The sequence below is a fragment of the Amycolatopsis sp. NPDC051106 genome, assembly GCF_040682775.1.
In the GTDB taxonomy this organism is placed as follows: Bacteria; Actinomycetota; Actinomycetes; order Mycobacteriales; family Pseudonocardiaceae; genus Amycolatopsis.
Map to the genome: position 1 here is coordinate 73,642 of NZ_JBFBBQ010000018.1, position 18,328 is coordinate 91,969.

The window sequence follows — 18,328 nt, forward strand, 5'->3', positions numbered from 1 at the left end:
GACAGCGTTGATACCGTGACTCGCTGTGAACCTCGCTCGCCTGGACCTCAACCTGCTGGTGGCGCTCGACGCGCTGTTGCAGGAGCGCAGCGTGACGCGTGCGGCGGCGCGGATGGGGCTCGGCCAGCCGGCGGTGTCGGCCCAGCTCGCCCGGCTGCGCCGGCACTTCCACGACGACCTGCTCACCCGCTCCGGGAACCAGTACCGGCTCACCCCGCTGGCCGTGCAGCTCAAGGAACGCGTGCGCGTGGCCCTGTCCGGAGCCGAGCGGGTGTTCGCCGCCGAGCCCGACTTCGACCCGGCGTCGTCGGCGCGCGAGTTTTCGATGCTCATGAGCGACTACGGGGTGGCCATGCTCGGCCCCGGGATCGCGGGCCGCCTCGCCGAGGAGGCGCCGGGCACCCGGCTGCGGTTCCCCGCGAACACGCCGAGGATGGTCGACGCGGCGGCGCAGGAGCTGGTCCACGCCGACCTGCTGGTGATCCCGCACGGGTTCGTCGGCGACCTGCCACACGAAGACCTCTACCGCGACGAATGGGTGTGCCTGGTGGCCGCGGACAACGCTGCCGTCGAGGGCGCCCTGACCGTCCGGCAGCTGGAGACCATGCCGTGGGTCGTGACCTACCACGGGCCGACGGCGTCCACCCCGGCCGCGCGGCAGATGCGCATGCTCGGGATCGAACCGCGCATCCAGGTGGTCACCGAGACGTTCCTGACCGTACCCGGGCTCGTCGCGGGGTCCGGGCGCGTGGCGCTGGTGCAACGCCGGCTCGCCGACGGGATCCCGGCCGAGCTCGGCGTGCGGGCGCTCCCGTGCCCCTTCGACGCGACCCCGCTCGTCGAGGCGATGTGGTGGCACCCGATGTACGACGACGATCCCGAGCACCGGTACCTGCGCGACGTCGTCCGGCGGGCGGTCGCGGCGATGATCGGCATCACCCCGGCTGATACCGGCCTTCGGGAGAAGTGATTTCCGCTCCGGCGCCGCTTTCCCGACACTTTTGCGCAAGCGCTGCCGATCACCGGAGACCGGCCGCACGTGGGCCGGAGGCGCCATGTCCGAACACCTCGCGAGTTCCCGTCCGAACACCGCCCCTTCGGCGGGCGGCCGCCGGCCGGGAACGGCTCAGCTGCTGATCCTGCTGTCCGCCAGCTGCCTGTCCGTGCTCGGCGCCGTGCTCATCGCGCCGGTGCTGCCCCAGCTGCAGAACGCTTTCGCCGGGGTGCCCGGCGCCGACGTCCTCGCGCCCGTGGTGCTGACGGTTCCCGCCCTGCTGATCGGGCTGACCGCGCCGTTCGCGGGCCTGATCGTCGACAAGGTCGACCGCAAGCGGCTGCTGCTCGTCGCCTTGGTGTGCTACGCGATCACCGGCACCGCGCCGCTCTATCTGCCGTCCCTGCCGGCGATCCTGGTCAGCCGCGTCCTGGTCGGCGTGTGCGAGGCGGCGATCATGACCTGCGCGACGACGCTGATCGGCGACTACTGGTCCGGGGCGCGGCGCAGCCGCTACCTGAGCCTGCAGACGCTCGTCGCGTCGTTGTCCGCGACGGTGTTCCTGGCCCTCGGCGGGGTGCTCGGGGCGCACAGCTGGCGGCCGCCGTTCTGGGTGTACGCGATCGCGCTCGCGCTGGTCCCGCCGGCCGCGAAGCTCATCTGGCAGCCGGCCGGCCAGGCGACCCCGGGCCGCCGTCTGGCACCGCTGCCGTGGCGCACGTTGCTCACGCCGTGCCTCGTCACGTTCATCGGCGGCATCGTGTTCTACACGCTGATCGTGGAACTGTCCTTTGTGCTCACCGAAGCGGGACTCGCGGCGACAGCGGCGATCGGCGGCATCAGCGCGCTGATGTCCGTGGCCACGGCCGCCGGGTGCGTCGTGTTCGCCCGGCTGTCCCACCGGACCCCGCGCACGCTGCTGCCGGTGGAGTTCGGGCTGTCCGCGCTCGGTTTCCTGCTGGTGTTCGCGACCGGTTCGATCCCGGTGATCTCCGCGGGTGCGGCGATCGCCGGTTTCGGCACCGGCATGCTCCTGCCCACGCTGCTGACCTGGGCGGTGAACGGCCTGGACTTCGAGCAGCGGGGGCGGGGAACCGGCGTGTGGACGGCGGCGCTGTTCATCGGCGAGTTCCTGTGCCCGCTGCTGATCGCGGCGATCGGCGTCGGTGTTGGCGGGTTGCGCCCGGCGATCGGCGTGCTAGGCCTGGCCGCGGCAGCGATGGCCGGGATCTGCGTGGTCGCCACGCGGCGGCACAACCCGCGGTTGGACCTCACGACTGACTGACCGGAAGCCCCACCGCCGAACCTAAGTGCCGTGCTCTCCGGTGATCGCCCGGTACACCGGCCGGAGCAGCTCGGTGACGTCTTCGCCGCCCGCCGTGATCGGGAACGGCGGGGCCTGGTCCAAAACCGCGTCGAACCGCGTTCGCGGTCCGGGTAGCGGCGCCGTGCCGCCCAAGCCCGGGGCCTGACCGGAGTCGAAGAACGTTTCCATGACTTCGGTCAGGGCCGGGGACCGGTCGTCGGGGTCGAGCGGCTCGGCGGAGATCAGCCGGTTCTTCAGCTCCTCCAGCAACGCTTCACGGTCACGGCCGCGCAGCGCGAGAACGGTGAACGGATCGTCGGCGACCCGCGCCACGAGCGCGGAGAACACCGCGTTCAGGTGGCCGCACGGCACCTCGGCGGCCGGGCAGGTGCAGTCCAGGGACACCTCCCGCGCCGACGACGGGAACAACGGCAGCCGGACCGCTTTGAAGATCTGTTCGACGTCGCGGGGCAACTCGCCGCGGAGCAGCTGGACCGTGGACGACGCTTTCGCGGCGAGCGCCTGCGTGATCGTCGCCCAATCCGTCTTCCCGAACGCCGTCAACCCGATCCGCACCTGGTGCGAACCACCGTCCCGCACCTCGGCGTCGACGCGCCCGGCTCCGACCGCCAAGGACACCACGTGCCCCTGGCCGTGAGCGGGCAGGAGGACGCCGATCGCCGTCAACGCCCGGATGAACCGGGTCGGCCACCACCCGAGCGGCTCAGTCATCGATCGCCTCCTCCCCCAGGGCCAGCACCCCGCGCAGCGCGTCCGTGGACAGCTCGGTCAGCCAGCTTTCGCCTTCGCCGACGACCATTCCCGCGAGTGCGCGTTTCCTGGTGATCAGCGTGTCGATGCGTTCCTCGATCGTGCCCGGGCAGACGAACTTCCGGACCTGGACGGTCCGCCCCTGCCCGATCCGGAACGCCCGGTCGGTCGCCTGGTTCTCCACGGCCGGGTTCCACCAGCGGTCCAGGTGCAGGACCTGGCTGGCGGCGGTCAGCGTGAGCCCGGAGCCGCCCGCCTTGAGCGACAGCAAGAGGATCCGCGGCCCGTCGGCGGCCTGGAAGCGTTCCACGATCGCGTCTCGCGCTCCCTTTGCCAGGCCACCGTGCAAGAACGCGACCTCGGCGCCCAGCCGATCCGACAGGTGCGGCACGAGCATGTGGCCGAATTCGGTGTACTGCGTGAAGCACAGCACCCGATCGCCCGACGCCAGGATTTCCGCGAGGATCTCTTCGAGCCGGATGACCTTGCCGGAGCGCTGCCCGATCGGGGAGCCGTCGTGCAGCAGGTGCGCGGGGTGGTTGCAGACCTGCTTGAGCTTCGTGATCGCGGCGAGGATGTTCCCACGGCGCTTGATGCCCTGGCTGTTCTCGATCTTCTTCATCATCTCGTCGACGATCGCGCGGTACAGCGTGCCCTGTTCCCGGGTGAGCCGGTATTCCTGCGTGATCTCGATCTTCTCCGGCAGCTCGGGGACGATCGCCGGGTCCGTCTTCACCCGGCGCAGCAGGTACGGCTGCGTGAGCCGGCGCAGCGCGGCGGCCGTGGCGGTGTCGCCCCGGCGCTCGATCGGGGCCGCGAACCGTTGGCGGAACTCGAACCTGCTGCCGAGCAGCCCGGGGTTGAGCAGGTCCAGCACCGACCACAGGTCCGCCAGCCGGTTTTCCACCGGGGTGCCGGTCAGCGCGAGCCGGTGCCCGGCCGTGAACCGCCGCACCGCCTTGGCCGTCGCGGTGTCGGCGTTCTTGATGGCGTGCGCTTCGTCGAGCACCAGGCGCCGCCAGGCGAACTTCTCGAGTTCGTCGGCGTCACGAGCGGCGGTGGCGTAGGTCGTGACGACGAGGTCGGCCGCGGCGACCTGCTCGGCGAGCGCGTCCCCGTGCGCGCGGGCGCTGCCGTGGTGGGCGAGGACCCGCAGGCCGGGGGCGAAGTTCGCCGCTTCCCGCTGCCACATGCCGACCAGCGACATCGGGCACAGCACCAGCGTCGGCTCGCGATCGTGGCCGGCCCGCTCGACGGCCTCGAGCGCCAGCGTCTGGACGGTTTTGCCGAGGCCCATGTCGTCGGCCAGGCACGCCCCGAGCCCGAGCGCCGACATGAAAGCCAGCCAGGCGACACCCCGCTGCTGGTACGGGCGCAGGGTGGCGCGGAACGACGGCGGCAGCTCGACCGGCCGCAGCACCTCGTGCACCCGCCCGGCCAGGACGTCCCCGACCCAGCCGCCGGCGCGGACGTCGGTGACGGGGAGCGGCGCCTCCCGCTCGAGGTGGACCAGTTCGAGGAGCTCGGCCGCGGTGGGTCCCTGGGTCGTCCGGTGCGGGTCGCGGCGCAGGAACTCGAGACCGGCGCGGAGCCGGTCGGCGTCGACGCTGACCCACCTCCCCCGCAGCCGCACCAGCGGGGTCTTCGCCGCGACGAGCCGGGCCAGCTCTTCCTCACCGATTTCGTCGTCGCCCACCGCGAGCGACCAGCGGAAGCCGGCCAGCTCGTCGCGGCCCACCCGGCTGCGGGTGACGACCTGCTCCGACGGCGTACTGCGGACCGACAGCCGGAGCCCGAGCCGGCGCCGGCCGTCCCAGCTGGCCGGGAGCTGCACTTCGAACCCGGCCTCGGTCAGCCGGGTCGCGCCCGAGGTGAGGAACTGTTCGGCTTCCTCGACGGTCAGGTCGTACTCGGCCGGCTGGGTCCGGCGCAACGCCGGTGCCAGCATCGGTTCCACCAGCGCGGCCCGGCCCAGTTCGGCGACGAACAGCCCCTTCGGGTCCCGGACCAGCCCGTTCGCCTCGCCCGACCAGATCTGGCCCGCGGACAGCAGCAAGCTCGGATCAGCCGTCGCCCGCAGGAGGAACTGCAGCTGCCACTTGGTGCCGTCGCCGGTCTGGTCGTCGGGATCGTCCACGGCCGCCTGCCACAGGGTGCCGACTTCGGCCAGCCGGAAACACGCCCGGCCGTCGATGACGTCGGTATCGGCGACTGCGTCCCACTTCGCGACGGCCTCGGCCAGGACCCCGAGCTCTTCCAGCGGCAGTTCGACGCGGGGAACGCCGCCCTGCAAAGCGGACAGCCACACCTCGGCCGCGCCCGGGCCCCCGGGCAGGTCGACGGGCGGATCCGCCCGCGCCAGCCGGTCCCGGACCGTCGCGTCGACCAGGGTGTGGAGGGCATCGGTGGCGAGCGCGCGCGGCGAGGCCCCGGTGAGCGGCGCCACCTGCTCGGCCCGCCCGACCGGCGGCATGGCCGCGACCAGCGCGTCGAACGCGACGAAGTCCACGCCCTGGAGCACCGGGCGCCACCGGGCTTCCGCCGCGTCGCCCCGGCGGACCAGCGTCGGCAGCACCCGCCCACGCCGCACCAGATCCGCGGCCAGGCGGGCCACCGCCCGCAGGTGGGTGACCGAAGCGCCGTAGGTGGCCGAGTCGTCGAGGTCGTCCAGCTCGGCCGCGTCCACGATCAGCGCCGGCACCGACCACGGCCGCAACGACGGCACACTCCGCTTACCCCTCGCCGCTTCGGAGGAGGCGAGCGGCCGGTTCGCCCGCGACGGCAGCAGCACCGTCGCCGAAGTGGGTTTGCCGGGATGCAGCGCGGTCAGCTGCGCGCTGGAGACCGCGAACGGATGCGGAAGGGCGATGTGCGCCGACCGGCTCGACGTGCCGGCCGGGCGCCGGTCGTGCTCCGCCCAGAGCAGCAGACCCCGGCCCGGAGACCACAGAGCGTGTACGAAGGGCAAGGTCTGTCGCTCCTTCGTCCGATCGGGGTTCCCCCAGATCGTCGCACGGCCGGGGCGAAGGCCGCCGCCCGAGACCCCTGACGGCGGCGATCCGTCCACAGAGGACACGCACCGGCTTGTCCCCCGAGCGAGCTACCCGGTCTGCTCGCTCCGGGGTGACGTTTTCGCCGTCCCGCTCTCGATAACTTCGGCGCCGTCACAGCGGACGGGGGCCACCAAGGCCCGCCGCCGCCGAAATCGGAGGGCTGCACCATGAGGAAGACACGCGGGTTACGGTTCGCCGCCGCCTTGGCGGTCACCACACTGACCGTTCTCGGCGTGACCGCCTGCGACAGCGCGGACGACGAAGACGCCCCGGCCGCCGCGGCGCTCGCGTGGGGACCGTGCCCGGCGGCGGCGCCCGGCGCTACCCGGGATCCGCGGCTCACCTGCGCGAAGGTGAAGGTCCCCCTCGACTACGGTCGTCCGGACGACACGACGATCGACGTCCAGATCTCCCGGCTGGGCGCCGCCGACCCCGCGAAGCGCCACGGCGTCCTGCTGCTGAACCCCGGTGGTCCGGCGCTGCCGGGGCTCGACACGCCCGGCGCGATGGCGCCGACGCTGCCGAAGTCCGTGCTGGACGGCTACGACCTGATCGGCTTCGACCCGCGCGGCGTCGGGACCAGCACCCCGCAGAGCTGCGGCCTCGAGAACGCCAGCGTCGCCACGCTCTTCCCCTACCCCGCCGCCGACGGCTCGATCGAGGCGAACGTCCAGGCCGCGCGCGCCACGGCCGCGAAGTGTGCCGCCAAGGCCGGGGAGAACCTGCGCTACTTCACCACCGCCAACACCGCTCGCGACCTCGACCGCGTCCGCGAAGCCCTCGGCGAAGCCAAGATCTCGTACTGGGGCCAGTCGTACGGCACCTACCTCGGGAGCGTCTACAACGCGCTCTACCCGGACCGCGCCGACCGCGTGATCCTGGAAGGCAACGTCGATCCCGCCCACGTCTGGGCCGGTGAAGCGGAGAGCTGGGGCAAGGGCATGGCCGAGCGGTTCCCCGACGCCGCCGCCGTCGCCGCCGCGCAGAACGGCGCTCTCGGGCTCGGCGCCACCCCCGCCGAAGTCACCCGGACCTACCTCGCGCTCGCCGACCGGCTCGACCGGCAGCCGGCGCCGGTCCCGGGCACGCCGCAGTCGGTGAACGGGGCGCTGCTGCGCAGTGTCACCTACGCACTGCTGATCCACAACGACACCGTGCCGGTGCTCGCCCAGGTCTGGAAGGCCGCCGCGGACCTGGCCGACGGCCACCTCACCGAGGCCGACGGCAAGGTGCTCACGCAGGTGTTCGCCGACACCCCGGCCACCCCGGGCGTTCCCGCGGACAACCAGGTGACCATGTTCCTGGCCCTCACCTGCGGTGACGCCGAGTGGTCCCACGACGTCGGCAGCTACGCCGCGCGCACCGCCGCCGACCGGAAGGCCTGGCCCCTCACCGCGGGCATGCCGGCGAACATCTGGCCGTGCGCGTTCTGGCCGCAACCGATCGAGAGGCCGGTGGCCGTGACCGGGCAAGGCGCGCGCAACACGCTGATCCTGCAGAACCGCCGCGACCACGCCACGCCGTGGGACTCCGGCGTCGGCCTGCGCCGCACCCTGGGCGACCGCGCCGCCTTCGTAGGCGTGGACAACGGCGGGCACTACGTCTACCACGAAGGCTCGGCCTGTGCCGACGACGCCACCGTCGCCTTCCTCGACACCGGCCGGCTGCCGGACAAGGACCTCGACTGCACCGACGTCGCGCAGCGCTGATCACCCGCGAGCGGGCGGCCTTCCCCCGGGGACGGCCGCCCGCTCGTGTCGGAGGACGCGACGCGCGCAGCGGATTCGGCACCGGAATGCCCGGCCGGACCAGGATTCCTGCCCTGGTGGACGGTCGAGCCCCGCCGTGTCTTCCGCTTCTCCCGCCGGGCCGACCGGGGCGCGGCCGGCCTCGCTAGGCTCCCGCCCATGCCGACGCTGGGACGTCTCCGGAACCGATGGGCGGACGTGTCCCCGGACGTCCGGGACCGGGCGCTGGCCGCGGCCGTCACGGCCGCCGCGTTCGTGCCGGGACTCGACATGATCGGGGCCCAGTTCGGCGACCTGCCGAGGCACGACGGCGGTGTCCTCGCGGTCGTGCTGGTGCTCGGGCAGACGCTCCCGCTCGCGGTGCGCAGCCGGTGGCCCGCGCTGACCCTCGCGATCGTCGCGACCTGTTTCGCGGCGCACGAAGTGCTCGCGTACCCGCCCACGATCGGCAGTCTCGCGCTGTACTTCGCGCTCTATTCGGCCGGAGCACGCGAGGAGCGGTTCCGCCGGGCGCTGCCTGCCGCGGTGTCGGCCGGGTACGTCGTCTTCGCGGTCCTGGTCACGTTGCGCGGCTCCCCGACGGAATTGCCGACCTACGTCGTCTACTACGCGGTGCTCATCCTGTTCTGGTCGCTGGGTGCCCTGGTGCGGCAACGGCGGCGGCAGGAGGCCGAACGGCGGCGGCTCACCGCCGCGGCCGCGGCGGCGGACGAACGGGCGCGCCTCGCCCGGGAGCTGCACGACGTCGTCACCCACCACGTGACGGCCATGGTGGTCCAGGCCGACGCCGCCCAGTACCTGCCGCCCGGCCACTTTCCCGAAGTGCTCGCCGCCATCACCGGCTCGGGCCGCGACGCTCTCACCGAACTGCGGTTCCTGCTCGGCGTCCTCGAAGCGACCGGCGTGCGCACCCCGGGCCTGGGCGCGCTGCGCGGCCTCGTCGAGCAGCCGGGCCGGGAGGCCGAGCTGGTCGAGTCGGGCGAACGCCGGGCACTGCCGGCGGAAACCGAGCTCACCGCGTACCGGATCGTGCAGGAAGCGCTGACCAACGCGGCCAAGTACGCCGCCGGCCGGCCGGCGACGGTGCGCGTCGGCTACGGCGCGGACCTCCTCGAGATCGACGTGATCACCCGGGGCCCGGCGACCGACGCCGGCGTTCTCGGCTCCGGCGGGCGGGGGCTGACCGGGCTGCGCGACCGCGTCGACGCGCTCGGCGGCCGGTTCACCGCCGGACCGTCGGCGGACGGGTTCCGCGTCAGCGCCGCGTTCCCGACGGCCGGGGCCCCCGTGCGGAGCGACCGATGACCGACGGCCCGATCCGGGTGCTGATCTGCGAGGACCAGGAGCTCATCCGCGCGGGGTACGTGGCCGTGCTCGGCGCCCAGCCGGACCTCGAGGTGGCGGGGCAGGCCGCGAACGGCCGCGAAGCCCTCGCCGAGGTCGGGCGGCTGCGCCCGGACGTCGTCGTGATGGACATCCAGATGCCGTACCTGGACGGGATCGAGGTGACCCGCCGCGTGGCCGGCCCCGGCGCGGCGATGCCGGCGAAGGTGCTGATCGTGACGACGTTCAACGTCGGCCAGTACGTCTACGACGCGCTGCGGGCCGGGGCGAGCGGGTTCCTGCTCAAGGACGCGCCCCTGAACGAGCTCGCGGAAGGCGTGCGCACGGTCGCGCGCGGCGAGTCGCTGCTTTCCCCGGCGGTGACCCGGACGCTGATCGGCCGCTACGCCGACCGCATCCAGCCGGCGGCTCCCACCGGCGGGCCGCTGGACCGGCTGGCCCCGCGGGAGCTGGAGGTGCTGGAACTGATCGCCGGCGGCCTGTCGAACGCCGAGATCGCGGCCGAGATGGTGCTGAGCGTGGAGACGGTGAAGACGTACGTCTCGCGGATCCTCACCAAGCTCGACCTGCGGGACCGGGTCCAGGCCGTGGTACTGGCCTACCGGACGGGGCTCGTCAGCGCCGCGGGCTGACCGTCCACCCGGGACCCGCGCGCTCCCGGGTGGACGGTGGGCTCAGCTCACCTGCAGATCGATGCAGCTGTAGAACGCGTTCGTCGTGTCAGCGATGTTCCACACCGCCAGCACCGTCTGGCGGCCCGTGTGGTTGCCCAGGTTCACCTGGTGCGACACGGTTTGCGGCGGCTGCTGGTTGTTGCCGCTGATGTCGGCGACCTTGTCGTTGCCGATCCAGTACTCGTAGTTCGCCGTGCGGTGGCGGGCGGTGAAGGTCCACGTGAACGTCGCCGTGCGGCCGACCGGCGAGGCCTTCCAGCCCTTGCTGTTGTCGTTCAGCTCGGCGAACTGGGAATTGCCGCCGTTGCAGGACTTCAGGCCTTTCGGGCCTTCCACGCTCTGGGGCTCGTACTTGATGTTGCCGCAGGACACCGTGCCCTGTGCGCACTGCGCCTGGCGGCTGGCCGGGGAGTTGACGTAGCCGTGCGCGCTCGCGATCCCGGCGGGACTCACCACCACCAGGACGGGGGCCAGGAGAGCACCCGCCGCGGCCGCGACCAGTTTGCGGTTCATACCAGCTCCTTCGGGGACAGGCTCGCTTCCCGGATACGACGAACTCGCGGCAGGGGGGTGCCCACCGCGCCGGGAAGGGGTTCGAGCGAAGGAAAATTGTGGTCTAGACCATACGGCGAATCGGACACGAGGTCAACAGATGGCAAAGTCGAAGTTCATGTTGGTAAGACGCCAACCTTCACCCGGTGTTCCGGTCAGCGGGACCCGCCGGGGCGACCAGGGCGCGCCGCGCACGGCGCCTGCCTCTAGGATTCCGCCGGTGACCACCTACGACGACACGTTCGAGCACCTCGACGCCGCGGCCCTGCCGGAGCGGCAGCAGAAGATCCTGGTGGCCATCCGGGACTGGGTGGTCCGCCACGGGTACTCCCCCAGCACCCGCGAGATCGGCGAGGCGGTCGGCCTGCAGTCGACGTCGTCGGTGTCGAAGCACCTGGCGAGCCTGGAGGACAAGGGTTTCCTGCGCCGCGGCGCGGGCGTGTCGCGGCCGATGGACGTGCGTGCGTTCCTGCAGGGCGGCGAGGTGCGCGAAGACAGCGACTCCGTCCCGGTGCCGGTCGTCGGCGACATCGCCGCCGGTACGCCGATCTCGGCCGTGGAACACGTCGACGACGTCCTGAAGCTGCCGCGCGACCTCACCGGGCGCGGCACCGTCTTCGGCCTGCGCGTGCGCGGCGACTCGATGATCGACGCCGCGATCTGCGACGGCGACATCGTCGTGGTCAAGCAGCAGAGCGAGGCGCACTCGGGCCAGATCGTCGCGGCGATGATCGACGAGGAGGCGACGGTCAAGGTGTACCGCCGCCGCAACGGCCACGTGTTCCTCGAGCCCCGCAACCCGGCCTACGACGTCATCGACGGCGACCGGGCGGCGATCCTGGGCGTGGTCGTCTCGGTGCTGCGGAGCGTCTGACCCGCTTCACCAGGTGACCGGCAGCTCGTACACGCCGTACACGGACCCGTCGTGCTTGAACGGGATCCGCCCGACGTCGGTGGCCAGCGCCAGCGTCGGGATCCGCCGGTACAGCGTGCCGTAGACGATCTGCAGCTCGAGCCGGGCCAGCGGCTGGCCGAGGCACTGGTGGACGCCGAAGCCGAAGGCGACGTGCCGGTGCGCGTCGCGGGTGAGGTCGAGCCGGTCGCCGCCGGGGAACACCGCCGGGTCGCGGTTGGCGAGGTCGTTGGCCATGATCAGGCCCTCGCCCGCGCGGATGGTCTCGCCGGCGATCTCGATGTCCTCCAGCGCGAGGCGGCGGCGGCCGTTGTGCGTGATGTTCAGGTACCGCAACAACTCTTCGACCGCCGACGCCACCAGGGCCGGGTCGTCGGACTCCCGTAGCAGCGCCAGCTGGCCCGGGTGCTCCAGCAGGGCCAGGGTGCCGAGGGCGATCATGTTCGCCGTCGTCTCGTGGCCGGCGATGAGCAGCAGCACGCCCATCTGCGCCGCCTCCGTACGCGACAGCTCCCCGGCGTCCACGCGGCGGGCGAGCCCGGAGAGCAGGTCGCCGGCGGGCGCCGCGAGCTTCTCCCCCATCAGCCGGTCGAGGTACCCGACGAGCGCCTGGTGCCCCGCCGCCCGCTCCTCGGGCTGGGCGTCGCGCCGGATGATGAGCTTGCTGTTCTCCTGGAAGAAGCCGTGGTCGGCGTACGGGACGCCGAGCAGCTCGCAGATCACCAGGGACGGCACCGGCAGCGCGAACGCCTCGACGAGGTCGACCGGCTTCGGGCCGGCCAGCAGCTCGTCGAGGAGGTCGTCGACGATCTTCTGCACCGCCGGGCGCATCGCGGCGACGCGCCGGATCGTGAAGGGCGCGGTCACCATCTTCCGCAGCCGCGCGTGCTCCGGGTTGTCCATCAGGATGAAGCTGATGCCGGTGCCGCCCTTCGGCAGCGGTGCCGGGCTTGGGTAGCCGGACCGGGTGATGTCGGCGCTGACGCGGGGATCGGCGAGCAGCGCCCGCTGTTCGGCGTAGCGGGTGACCAGCCACGGCGTGCTGCCGTCCCACAGCCGTACGCGCGCGAGCGGAGCCTCATCCTGCAGCGCCCGGGCGGCGGGCGGCGGGTCGAACGGACACCCCGCGGCGCGCGTCATCGGGAACCCGGGGATCTCGGCGGTGCTCGTCATCGTTCCTCCGCGGTGGCCGTCGGTTCGTGATCAGTCAACCGAAGACTGCTACGCTAAGTCAAGCGACTGATTTAATTCGGACATCCGGAGGACCGCCCCCGTGCTCGACCCAGCCCAGCCCGCCGCAGAGGCGTCGCCCCGCGCGAACCTCGTCGTCGCGGTCCTCGCCCTCGCGGGCATCACCGTCTCGCTGATGCAGACGCTGGTCATCCCGCTGATCCCGGCGCTGCCCGGGCTGCTGCACGCCTCCGCCGCCGACGCCACCTGGGCGATCACCGCCACCCTGCTCGCGGGCGCCGTGGCGACGCCGACCATGGGCCGCCTCGGCGACATGTACGGCAAGCGGCGGATGCTGCTGGTCAGCCTCGGCGCACTCGTGGTGGGCTCGGCGATCGGCGCGCTCTCCGACACGCTCGTGCCGATGGTCGCGGGCCGGACACTGCAGGGCCTGGCCGCCGGCGTCATCCCGCTCGGGATCAGCATCATGCGCGACGAACTGCCCGCCGAACGGCTCGGCTCGGCGACGGCGTTGATGAGCGCGTCCCTCGGTGTCGGCGGCGCGCTGGGCCTGCCCGCGGCGGCGCTGCTGGCCGAAAACGCCGACTGGCACGGGCTGTTCTGGACCGCGGCCGGCCTCGGCCTGGTGGTCACCGCGCTGGTCGTCGCGCTCGTGCCGGAGTCGCCGGTGCGCACCGGCGGCCGGTTCGACGTCCTCGGCGCGGCCGGGCTCTCGATCGCCCTCGTGTGCCTGCTGCTGGCGATCTCGAAGGGTGCCGACTGGGGCTGGGGCAGCGCGGCGACGCTCGGCCTGTTCGCCGCGGCGGTGCTCGTTCTGCTGTTGTGGGGCCGGTGGGAGCTGCGCGCCCCGCGGCCACTGGTCGACCTGAGGACGAGCGCGCGGCGCCAGGTGCTGCTGACGAACATCGCGTCGGCGGTCTTCGGTTTCGCGATGTTCGCGATGTCGCTGGTGCTGCCGCAGCTGCTGCAGCTCCCGGCCGCCACCGGGTACGGCCTGGGCCGGTCGATGCTCGTGGTGGGCCTCGTGATGGCGCCGTCGGGGCTGGTCATGATGGCGCTGGCGCCGGTGTCCGCGCGCATCACAGCCACGCGCGGCCCGAAGACGACGCTGATGCTGGGCGCGGTCGTCGTCGCCGCCGGGTACGCGCTCGGCATCGTCCTGATGAGCGCGACCTGGCACCTGGTGCTGGTGTCGAGCGTCATCGGCGCCGGCATCGGGCTCGCGTACGGCGCGATGCCGTCGCTCGTGATGGGCGCCGTGCCGGTATCGGAGACGGCGGCCGCGAACAGCCTCAACACGCTGATGCGTTCGATCGGGACATCGGTGTCGAGTGCGACCGCGGGCCTGGTCCTCGCGCGGCTGACCGTCCGGTTCGGACCGGTGGAACTGCCTTCACAGAACGGTTTCCGGCTCGTACTGGGAATGGGATCGGCCGCGGCGCTCATCGCGCTGGCCGTCGCCGCCTTCTTGCCGAGGCACTCGGTTCCGGCTCCGGCGAGCCCGGAACCCGCCGCGGCGAGTCGCTGACCGGCGGCCCGCGAACGGCGTCCCGAGCCTCTGATGCGGCGCCGACCCGGAGGAGCCAGACATGACGAATAACGCTGGGATGACCCGGTGGCCACGACCTCATTGGCGCCGTGGTGCAGCGCACCGTCGGCGGCCGGCCGCCCGGGTCAGGCCCGGGCGGCCACGCCGTCGAGGTGCAGGACGCCATCCGTGTGCTGCGCGGCGACGAACTCGGGCCCCTTGGTGACGAGCCGCGCGATGGCCGTCGCGTGGCCGTGGCCGAGGCCGTGCTCGGTCTTCAGCCACGCGACGAGCTCGCCGTGCTTCGTGAGGTTCTTCTCGGCCGCGAGGGCGAGGAAGACACGCGGGGTGATGCCGGTCTGCTTCTCGGCGTTGTCGAGGTAGGCCTGGAAAGACATGGTGACTCCCGGGTCGGGCCGAAGGTTCTTCGGTCGGTGCGGCTTGCCACCAAGATCTCACCGACAACTTTTCTTGTCAAGCCTTCTTCGCGACCACCGCCAGCGTCGTGTACGCGAGCGTGAAGCCACCACCGAGCGCGTCGATGGCCGCGCCGACGCCGGCGAGCACGTCGGCCAGCGCGTCCGGCGCGAGCCGGGTCAGACCGCCGGTCGTGGGCAGGAAATCCAGCCACTCGTCCCGGGTGTACGTCCGTTCCCAGGCGAACGACCACCGTTCGGGTTCACCGAAGCGGCCCGATTCCCGGATCCCGTCGGCGAACTTGGCGAACATGACGTCGTACAGCTCGGCAGGACTTCTCGACTCCCCCGCGAACGGCGAGTCCGGCAGCACCCGGCGAATGCCTGCGGCAAGGGCGTCCGCCACCGGCCCCGGCGGCTGGAACACGTGCGCGAACACGGCAAGCAGGCCATCGGAACGCAGGACATCGGCCGCCTTGGCCGCACCGGCAACGGGATCGACCCAATGCCAGGCCTGCCCGGCAACGACGGCGTCGAAGGTCCGCCCCGCACTGTCCCAGTCCTCGAACGTCGCGACTTCGACGTCAACGCCGGTACCGCGAGCGAAGGCGGCCATCCGCGGATCAGGATCGACCCCGAGCACAGAGCACCCGGCGCCCCGGAACTGCCGGGCCTCGATCCCGGTACCACACCCGACGTCGAGGAAGTCACGACCAGAACTCGCCGCGACAACACGATCGACGAGTTCAGCGGGATACTGCGGCCGAGCGCGGTCGTAGCGTTCGGCATCGACCCCGAAGGATTCAGCGAAGGAACGAGCTTCATGAGGCAAAGTGGGCATGCGCCCACCATAGTGGGCATCCGCCCACTAGAACAACCGCGAGAGCGTTCGCGCCGGGCGTAACGGAGAATGAAGCCATGCCAACCGGGGTCCACCTACGCGACGTACGCCAGCAGCTGTTCCAAGCAGCCGAGCGAGTCCTCCTGCGCGAAGGCCCCAACGCCCTGACCAGCCGAGCGGTAACAGCGGAAGCCGACGTGGCGAAGGGCGTGTTGCACCGCCACTTCACCGATTTCGACGAGTTCCTGGCGGAGCTGATCAAGGACCGCATCGCCCGCCTGACGGACCAATCGGCGATCCTGGAGGCATCAGCGGGAACGCGCAGTGTGGCCGACAACATCATCGACGCACTGACCGAGCTGTTCGACCCGGTATCGGTGGCCCTGACCAGCTTGCTGTTCTTCCGCGACGAACTCCGAACCCGCCTACGCGACCCCCACGGCGGCCTCCCCTTCCTAGCGGAGGCAAGGGAGATGCTCGCGGCCTACCTGACAGCAGAGCGCGCCCAAGGCCGCATAGCGGCAGACGCAAACACGGATTCCCTGGCTGTATCCCTGATCGGAGCAAGCCACCTGATCTTCGCGGGCCGCCCCCGCCACACGCTCCCGAACACGGCCGAGCTGACCCAGATGGTGCACACGATCACAGCGGACGCAGTCCAGCGCAGGCTGTTGTAAGAGTCAGAAGTGGACGAAGCCTGGCCACAAACAGGACGCAACCAAACTGGGGGTCCGGGGGCGTGCCCCCGGCGGGGGTGTGGGGGTTCGACCCCCACAAGACACCACGAGAAGAGCCCTGCTTGCGTTTCCGCAAGCAGGGCTCAACCGCGAATCTCGTGGGCGATACTGGGATCGAACCAGTGACCTCTTCGGTGTGAACGAAGCGCTCTCCCCCTGAGCTAATCGCCCGTCGTACGAACTTCCACGAGGTCCCGGGGGTGGGCTCGTGGTGCGCGATACTGGGATTGAACCAGTGACCTCTTCCGTGTCAGGGAAGCGCTCTCCCGCTGAGCTAATCGCGCGCTGCGGAACTCCGTACTTGCTGAAGCATATCGGATGGTTCCGGAGCGTCAGCAGGGGGTCGGGTGTGACCGGGGGCACGGCGGAAACCGCCGTGACACGAAGGTGCCGAAACGGGCAGACTGCAGGAAGACAGCACGCTTGACGTCCCGGCTGTCGCCGGGTCCGTGCGCCGACCAGGAGAGCTCTCACCTCGATGACCGACACCGTGTCCACCCCGCCCGCCGACGTCGACCGCGCTCCGGTGCGCCCGGGGCTCCTCATCGGGGTCTTGGTGCTGTCGGCGTTCGTGATGATCCTCAACGAGACGATCCTGAGTGTCGCGCTGCGCGACCTGACCGTCGACCTGCGGGTGCCGACGACGACCGTGCAGTGGCTGACCAGCGGGTTCCTGCTGACGATGGCCGTGGTCATCCCGACGACCGGGTTCTTGCTCGAGCGGTTCTCGCCGCGGACGGTCTTCCTGTTCTCGCTGTCGGCGTTCAGCCTCGGCACGCTGTTGTGCGCGGTCGCGCCCGGGTTCGGGGTGCTGATGGCCGGGCGGGTGGTGCAGGCGTGCGGTACGGCGGTGATGCTGCCGTTGCTGATGACGACGGTGATGCGGCTGGTGCCGCCGGAGCGGCGTGGCGCGACGATGGGGACGATCACGATCGTCATCGCGGTGGCGCCCGCGATCGGGCCGACGATCGGCGGCGCGGTGCTGTCGTCGCTGGGCTGGCGGTGGATGTTCTGGATCGTGCTGCCGCTGTCGGTCGCGGCGCTGGTGACCGGCGCGCTGCAGCTGAGGCTGACGAGCGAGACGCGGCGGGTGCCGCTGGACGTGCCGTCGGTGCTGCTGTCGGCGATCGGGTTCGGCGGGGTGCTGTACGGGCTGTCGTCGTCCGGTGAGCAGGCCGGCGCGGAGCCGCTGGTGCCGATGTGGGTGCCGATCGTGGTCGGCGTGGTCGCGCTGGTGGTGTTCACGTGGCGGCAGCTGCGGCTGCAGCGTCGTGACCGGGCGTTGCTGGACCTGCGGCCGTTCACGCACCGGAGTTTCGTGGTGGCGGTGGTGCTGATGGCGCTGCTGTTCGTGTGCCTGATCGGCGCGGCGGCGATCCTGCTGCCGCTGTACCTGCAGACGGTGCTGCACACGAGCACGTTCGTGAGCGGTCTGGCGGTGCTGCCCGGTGGCTTGGTGCTGGGTCTGCTGGGCCGTCCGGTGGGGTCACTGTTCGACAAGGTCGGCGCGCGCCCGCTGGTGATCCCGGGCGCGGCGGCGATGGCGGTGTCGCTGTGGCTGTTCACGACGCTGGGGGCGGGTTCGCCGCTGATCGCGGTGATCGGGATCCACGTGCTGCTGATGACCGGGCTCGGGCTGATGATGACGCCGCTGTTCACCGAGTCGCTGGGTTCGCTGCCGGATCACCTGTACTCGCACGGGAGCGCGATCCTGGCGACGCTGCAGCAGGTGGCGGGCGCGCTGGGGACGGCGGTGTTCGTGAGCGTGGCGACGCTGTGGAGCGCGGACGGCGCGGCGGCGGGGCCGGACGCTGCCGGGCTGCGGGCCGCGTTCGTGGTGGCCGGCGTGATCGGGCTGGTTTCCTTCGCGGGGACCTGGCTGATCCGCTCGAAGTCCGGCGCCAAGGCGACTCCGGCGCACTGACGGCGGGCCGCGGTCCGGACGTCGCGAACCCACTGCCGGACTGCAGTGAATGACTCATTCCTTGCGCCGGACGCCAGGAATGAGTCATTCACTGCATCCGCATGAGTCATGCGTCGGTCCACTTCGGACGGAGAAAGTCCCGCTTCCGCTCAGCGAAGGCTGGGGGGAGACCTGCGAGCGAAAGCGGGAGTTCGGGGCCGGTACGGGGGTCGCCTCGCGGCGAGTGGCTCGACACGGCTCCAGCCGAACTGGTGATCCGTGAAGGCAGTGGGTGAGGCCCGGGGACTCCTCCGTACCGACACCCGTTACAACGTCCCGCGCCCGCCGGTGTTCCCC

At 71.7% G+C, this 18,328-nt stretch carries 15 protein-coding genes and 2 tRNA genes; 9 read left to right on the plus strand and 8 right to left on the minus strand.

Annotation, left to right across the window (positions count from 1 at the left end):
- Positions 1–25 precede the first annotated feature (25 nt).
- Positions 26–970, plus strand: a complete 945-nt coding sequence (locus tag AB0M83_RS16725) for a LysR family transcriptional regulator (protein ID WP_364517822.1) — start codon at positions 26–28, stop codon at positions 968–970.
- An 85-nt stretch (positions 971–1,055) separates the two neighbouring features.
- Entirely contained in the window at positions 1,056–2,279 is a 1,224-nt protein-coding gene (locus AB0M83_RS16730; RefSeq protein WP_364517824.1) for an MFS transporter, read from the plus strand.
- 21 nt (positions 2,280–2,300) lie between these two features.
- Here AB0M83_RS16730 and AB0M83_RS16735 read toward each other — a convergent pair whose 3' ends face one another.
- Together AB0M83_RS16735 and AB0M83_RS16740 are read right to left on the minus strand one after the other, a co-directional pair.
- Entirely contained in the window at positions 2,301–3,032 is a 732-nt protein-coding gene (locus tag AB0M83_RS16735; RefSeq protein ID WP_364517826.1) for a hypothetical protein, read from the minus strand.
- Positions 3,025–6,039 carry a DEAD/DEAH box helicase gene (locus AB0M83_RS16740; RefSeq protein WP_364517828.1) on the minus strand — a complete coding sequence of 1,005 codons (3,015 nt, stop codon included), beginning with the start codon at positions 6,037–6,039 and terminating at the stop codon, positions 3,025–3,027. The genes AB0M83_RS16735 and AB0M83_RS16740 overlap by 8 nt, the downstream gene beginning before the upstream one ends.
- 252 nt (positions 6,040–6,291) lie before the next feature.
- On the opposite strand from AB0M83_RS16740, the gene AB0M83_RS16745 reads away from it, so the two are divergent.
- The 3 genes from AB0M83_RS16745 (at position 6,292) to AB0M83_RS16755 (ending at position 9,848) form a co-directional block, all read left to right on the plus strand.
- Positions 6,292–7,833: an alpha/beta fold hydrolase gene (locus tag AB0M83_RS16745; RefSeq protein WP_364517830.1), complete on the plus strand. Its 1,542-nt coding sequence runs from the start codon at positions 6,292–6,294 to the stop codon at positions 7,831–7,833.
- 198 nt (positions 7,834–8,031) lie between these two features.
- Complete coding sequence (locus tag AB0M83_RS16750) at positions 8,032–9,177, plus strand: histidine kinase (RefSeq protein WP_364517832.1); 1,146 nt, start codon at positions 8,032–8,034, stop codon at positions 9,175–9,177.
- Positions 9,174–9,848 carry a response regulator transcription factor gene (locus AB0M83_RS16755; protein ID WP_364517834.1) on the plus strand — a complete coding sequence of 225 codons (675 nt, stop codon included), beginning with the start codon at positions 9,174–9,176 and terminating at the stop codon, positions 9,846–9,848. The genes AB0M83_RS16750 and AB0M83_RS16755 overlap by 4 nt, the downstream gene beginning before the upstream one ends.
- 42 nt (positions 9,849–9,890) lie before the next feature.
- Here the strand turns inward: AB0M83_RS16755 and AB0M83_RS16760 are convergent, their stop codons facing one another.
- The gene (locus AB0M83_RS16760; protein ID WP_364517836.1) at positions 9,891–10,403 is read right to left on the minus strand and encodes a lytic polysaccharide monooxygenase auxiliary activity family 9 protein; all 513 of its coding nucleotides are present in this window, start codon (positions 10,401–10,403) and stop codon (positions 9,891–9,893) included.
- Positions 10,404–10,662: 259 nt separating this feature from the next.
- Between AB0M83_RS16760 and lexA the strand changes: the two genes are divergently transcribed.
- Positions 10,663–11,316: a transcriptional repressor LexA gene (lexA, locus tag AB0M83_RS16765; protein WP_364517838.1), complete on the plus strand. Its 654-nt coding sequence runs from the start codon at positions 10,663–10,665 to the stop codon at positions 11,314–11,316.
- Between the two features lie 6 nt (positions 11,317–11,322).
- On the opposite strand, the gene AB0M83_RS16770 is transcribed toward lexA, so the two are convergent.
- The gene (locus AB0M83_RS16770; protein ID WP_364517840.1) at positions 11,323–12,528 is read right to left on the minus strand and encodes a cytochrome P450; all 1,206 of its coding nucleotides are present in this window, start codon (positions 12,526–12,528) and stop codon (positions 11,323–11,325) included.
- 100 nt (positions 12,529–12,628) lie between these two features.
- Here AB0M83_RS16770 and AB0M83_RS16775 point away from each other — a divergent pair, with 100 nt between their 5' ends.
- Complete coding sequence (locus tag AB0M83_RS16775; protein WP_364517842.1) at positions 12,629–14,074, plus strand: MFS transporter; 1,446 nt, start codon at positions 12,629–12,631, stop codon at positions 14,072–14,074.
- 146 nt (positions 14,075–14,220) lie between these two features.
- Here the strand turns inward: AB0M83_RS16775 and AB0M83_RS16780 are convergent, their stop codons facing one another.
- Both AB0M83_RS16780 and AB0M83_RS16785 read right to left on the minus strand, forming a co-directional pair.
- The gene (locus AB0M83_RS16780) at positions 14,221–14,472 is read right to left on the minus strand and encodes a DUF4287 domain-containing protein (RefSeq protein ID WP_364517844.1); all 252 of its coding nucleotides are present in this window, start codon (positions 14,470–14,472) and stop codon (positions 14,221–14,223) included.
- A gap of 76 nt (positions 14,473–14,548) precedes the next feature.
- The gene (locus AB0M83_RS16785) at positions 14,549–15,331 is read right to left on the minus strand and encodes a class I SAM-dependent methyltransferase (protein WP_364517846.1); all 783 of its coding nucleotides are present in this window, start codon (positions 15,329–15,331) and stop codon (positions 14,549–14,551) included.
- A gap of 77 nt (positions 15,332–15,408) precedes the next feature.
- Between AB0M83_RS16785 and AB0M83_RS16790 the strand changes: the two genes are divergently transcribed.
- A complete protein-coding gene (locus tag AB0M83_RS16790) occupies positions 15,409–16,008 on the plus strand; it encodes a TetR family transcriptional regulator (RefSeq protein ID WP_364517848.1) in 600 nt (199 codons plus the stop codon).
- A 159-nt stretch (positions 16,009–16,167) separates the two neighbouring features.
- On the opposite strand, the gene AB0M83_RS16795 is transcribed toward AB0M83_RS16790, so the two are convergent.
- Positions 16,168–16,239 (minus strand) — tRNA-Val (locus AB0M83_RS16795).
- 38 nt (positions 16,240–16,277) lie between these two features.
- Positions 16,278–16,352 (minus strand) — tRNA-Val (locus tag AB0M83_RS16800).
- Positions 16,353–16,546: 194 nt separating this feature from the next.
- Between AB0M83_RS16800 and AB0M83_RS16805 the strand changes: the two genes are divergently transcribed.
- On the plus strand, positions 16,547–17,992 hold the full coding sequence (locus tag AB0M83_RS16805; protein ID WP_364517850.1) for a DHA2 family efflux MFS transporter permease subunit: 1,446 nt from the start codon (positions 16,547–16,549) through the stop codon (positions 17,990–17,992).
- Positions 17,993–18,328: the final 336 nt, after the last annotated feature.

What these genes read in the sequence shown, in the direction of transcription:
- AB0M83_RS16730 (WP_364517824.1), top strand. Translation starts at nt 1,056, where the DNA reads ATGTCCGAACACCTCGCGAGTTCCCGTCCGAACACCGCCCCTTCGGCG.
- AB0M83_RS16735 (WP_364517826.1), bottom strand. Translation starts at nt 3,032, where the DNA reads ATGACTGAGCCGCTCGGGTGGTGGCCGACCCGGTTCATCCGGGCGTTG.
- AB0M83_RS16745 (WP_364517830.1), top strand. Translation starts at nt 6,292, where the DNA reads ATGAGGAAGACACGCGGGTTACGGTTCGCCGCCGCCTTGGCGGTCACC.
- AB0M83_RS16750 (WP_364517832.1), top strand. Translation starts at nt 8,032, where the DNA reads ATGCCGACGCTGGGACGTCTCCGGAACCGATGGGCGGACGTGTCCCCG.
- AB0M83_RS16755 (WP_364517834.1), top strand. Translation starts at nt 9,174, where the DNA reads ATGACCGACGGCCCGATCCGGGTGCTGATCTGCGAGGACCAGGAGCTC.
- AB0M83_RS16760 (WP_364517836.1), bottom strand. Translation starts at nt 10,403, where the DNA reads ATGAACCGCAAACTGGTCGCGGCCGCGGCGGGTGCTCTCCTGGCCCCC.
- AB0M83_RS16770 (WP_364517840.1), bottom strand. Translation starts at nt 12,528, where the DNA reads ATGACGAGCACCGCCGAGATCCCCGGGTTCCCGATGACGCGCGCCGCG.
- AB0M83_RS16780 (WP_364517844.1), bottom strand. Translation starts at nt 14,472, where the DNA reads ATGTCTTTCCAGGCCTACCTCGACAACGCCGAGAAGCAGACCGGCATC.
- AB0M83_RS16785 (WP_364517846.1), bottom strand. Translation starts at nt 15,331, where the DNA reads ATGCCCACTTTGCCTCATGAAGCTCGTTCCTTCGCTGAATCCTTCGGG.
- AB0M83_RS16790 (WP_364517848.1), top strand. Translation starts at nt 15,409, where the DNA reads ATGCCAACCGGGGTCCACCTACGCGACGTACGCCAGCAGCTGTTCCAA.
- AB0M83_RS16805 (WP_364517850.1), top strand. Translation starts at nt 16,547, where the DNA reads ATGACCGACACCGTGTCCACCCCGCCCGCCGACGTCGACCGCGCTCCG.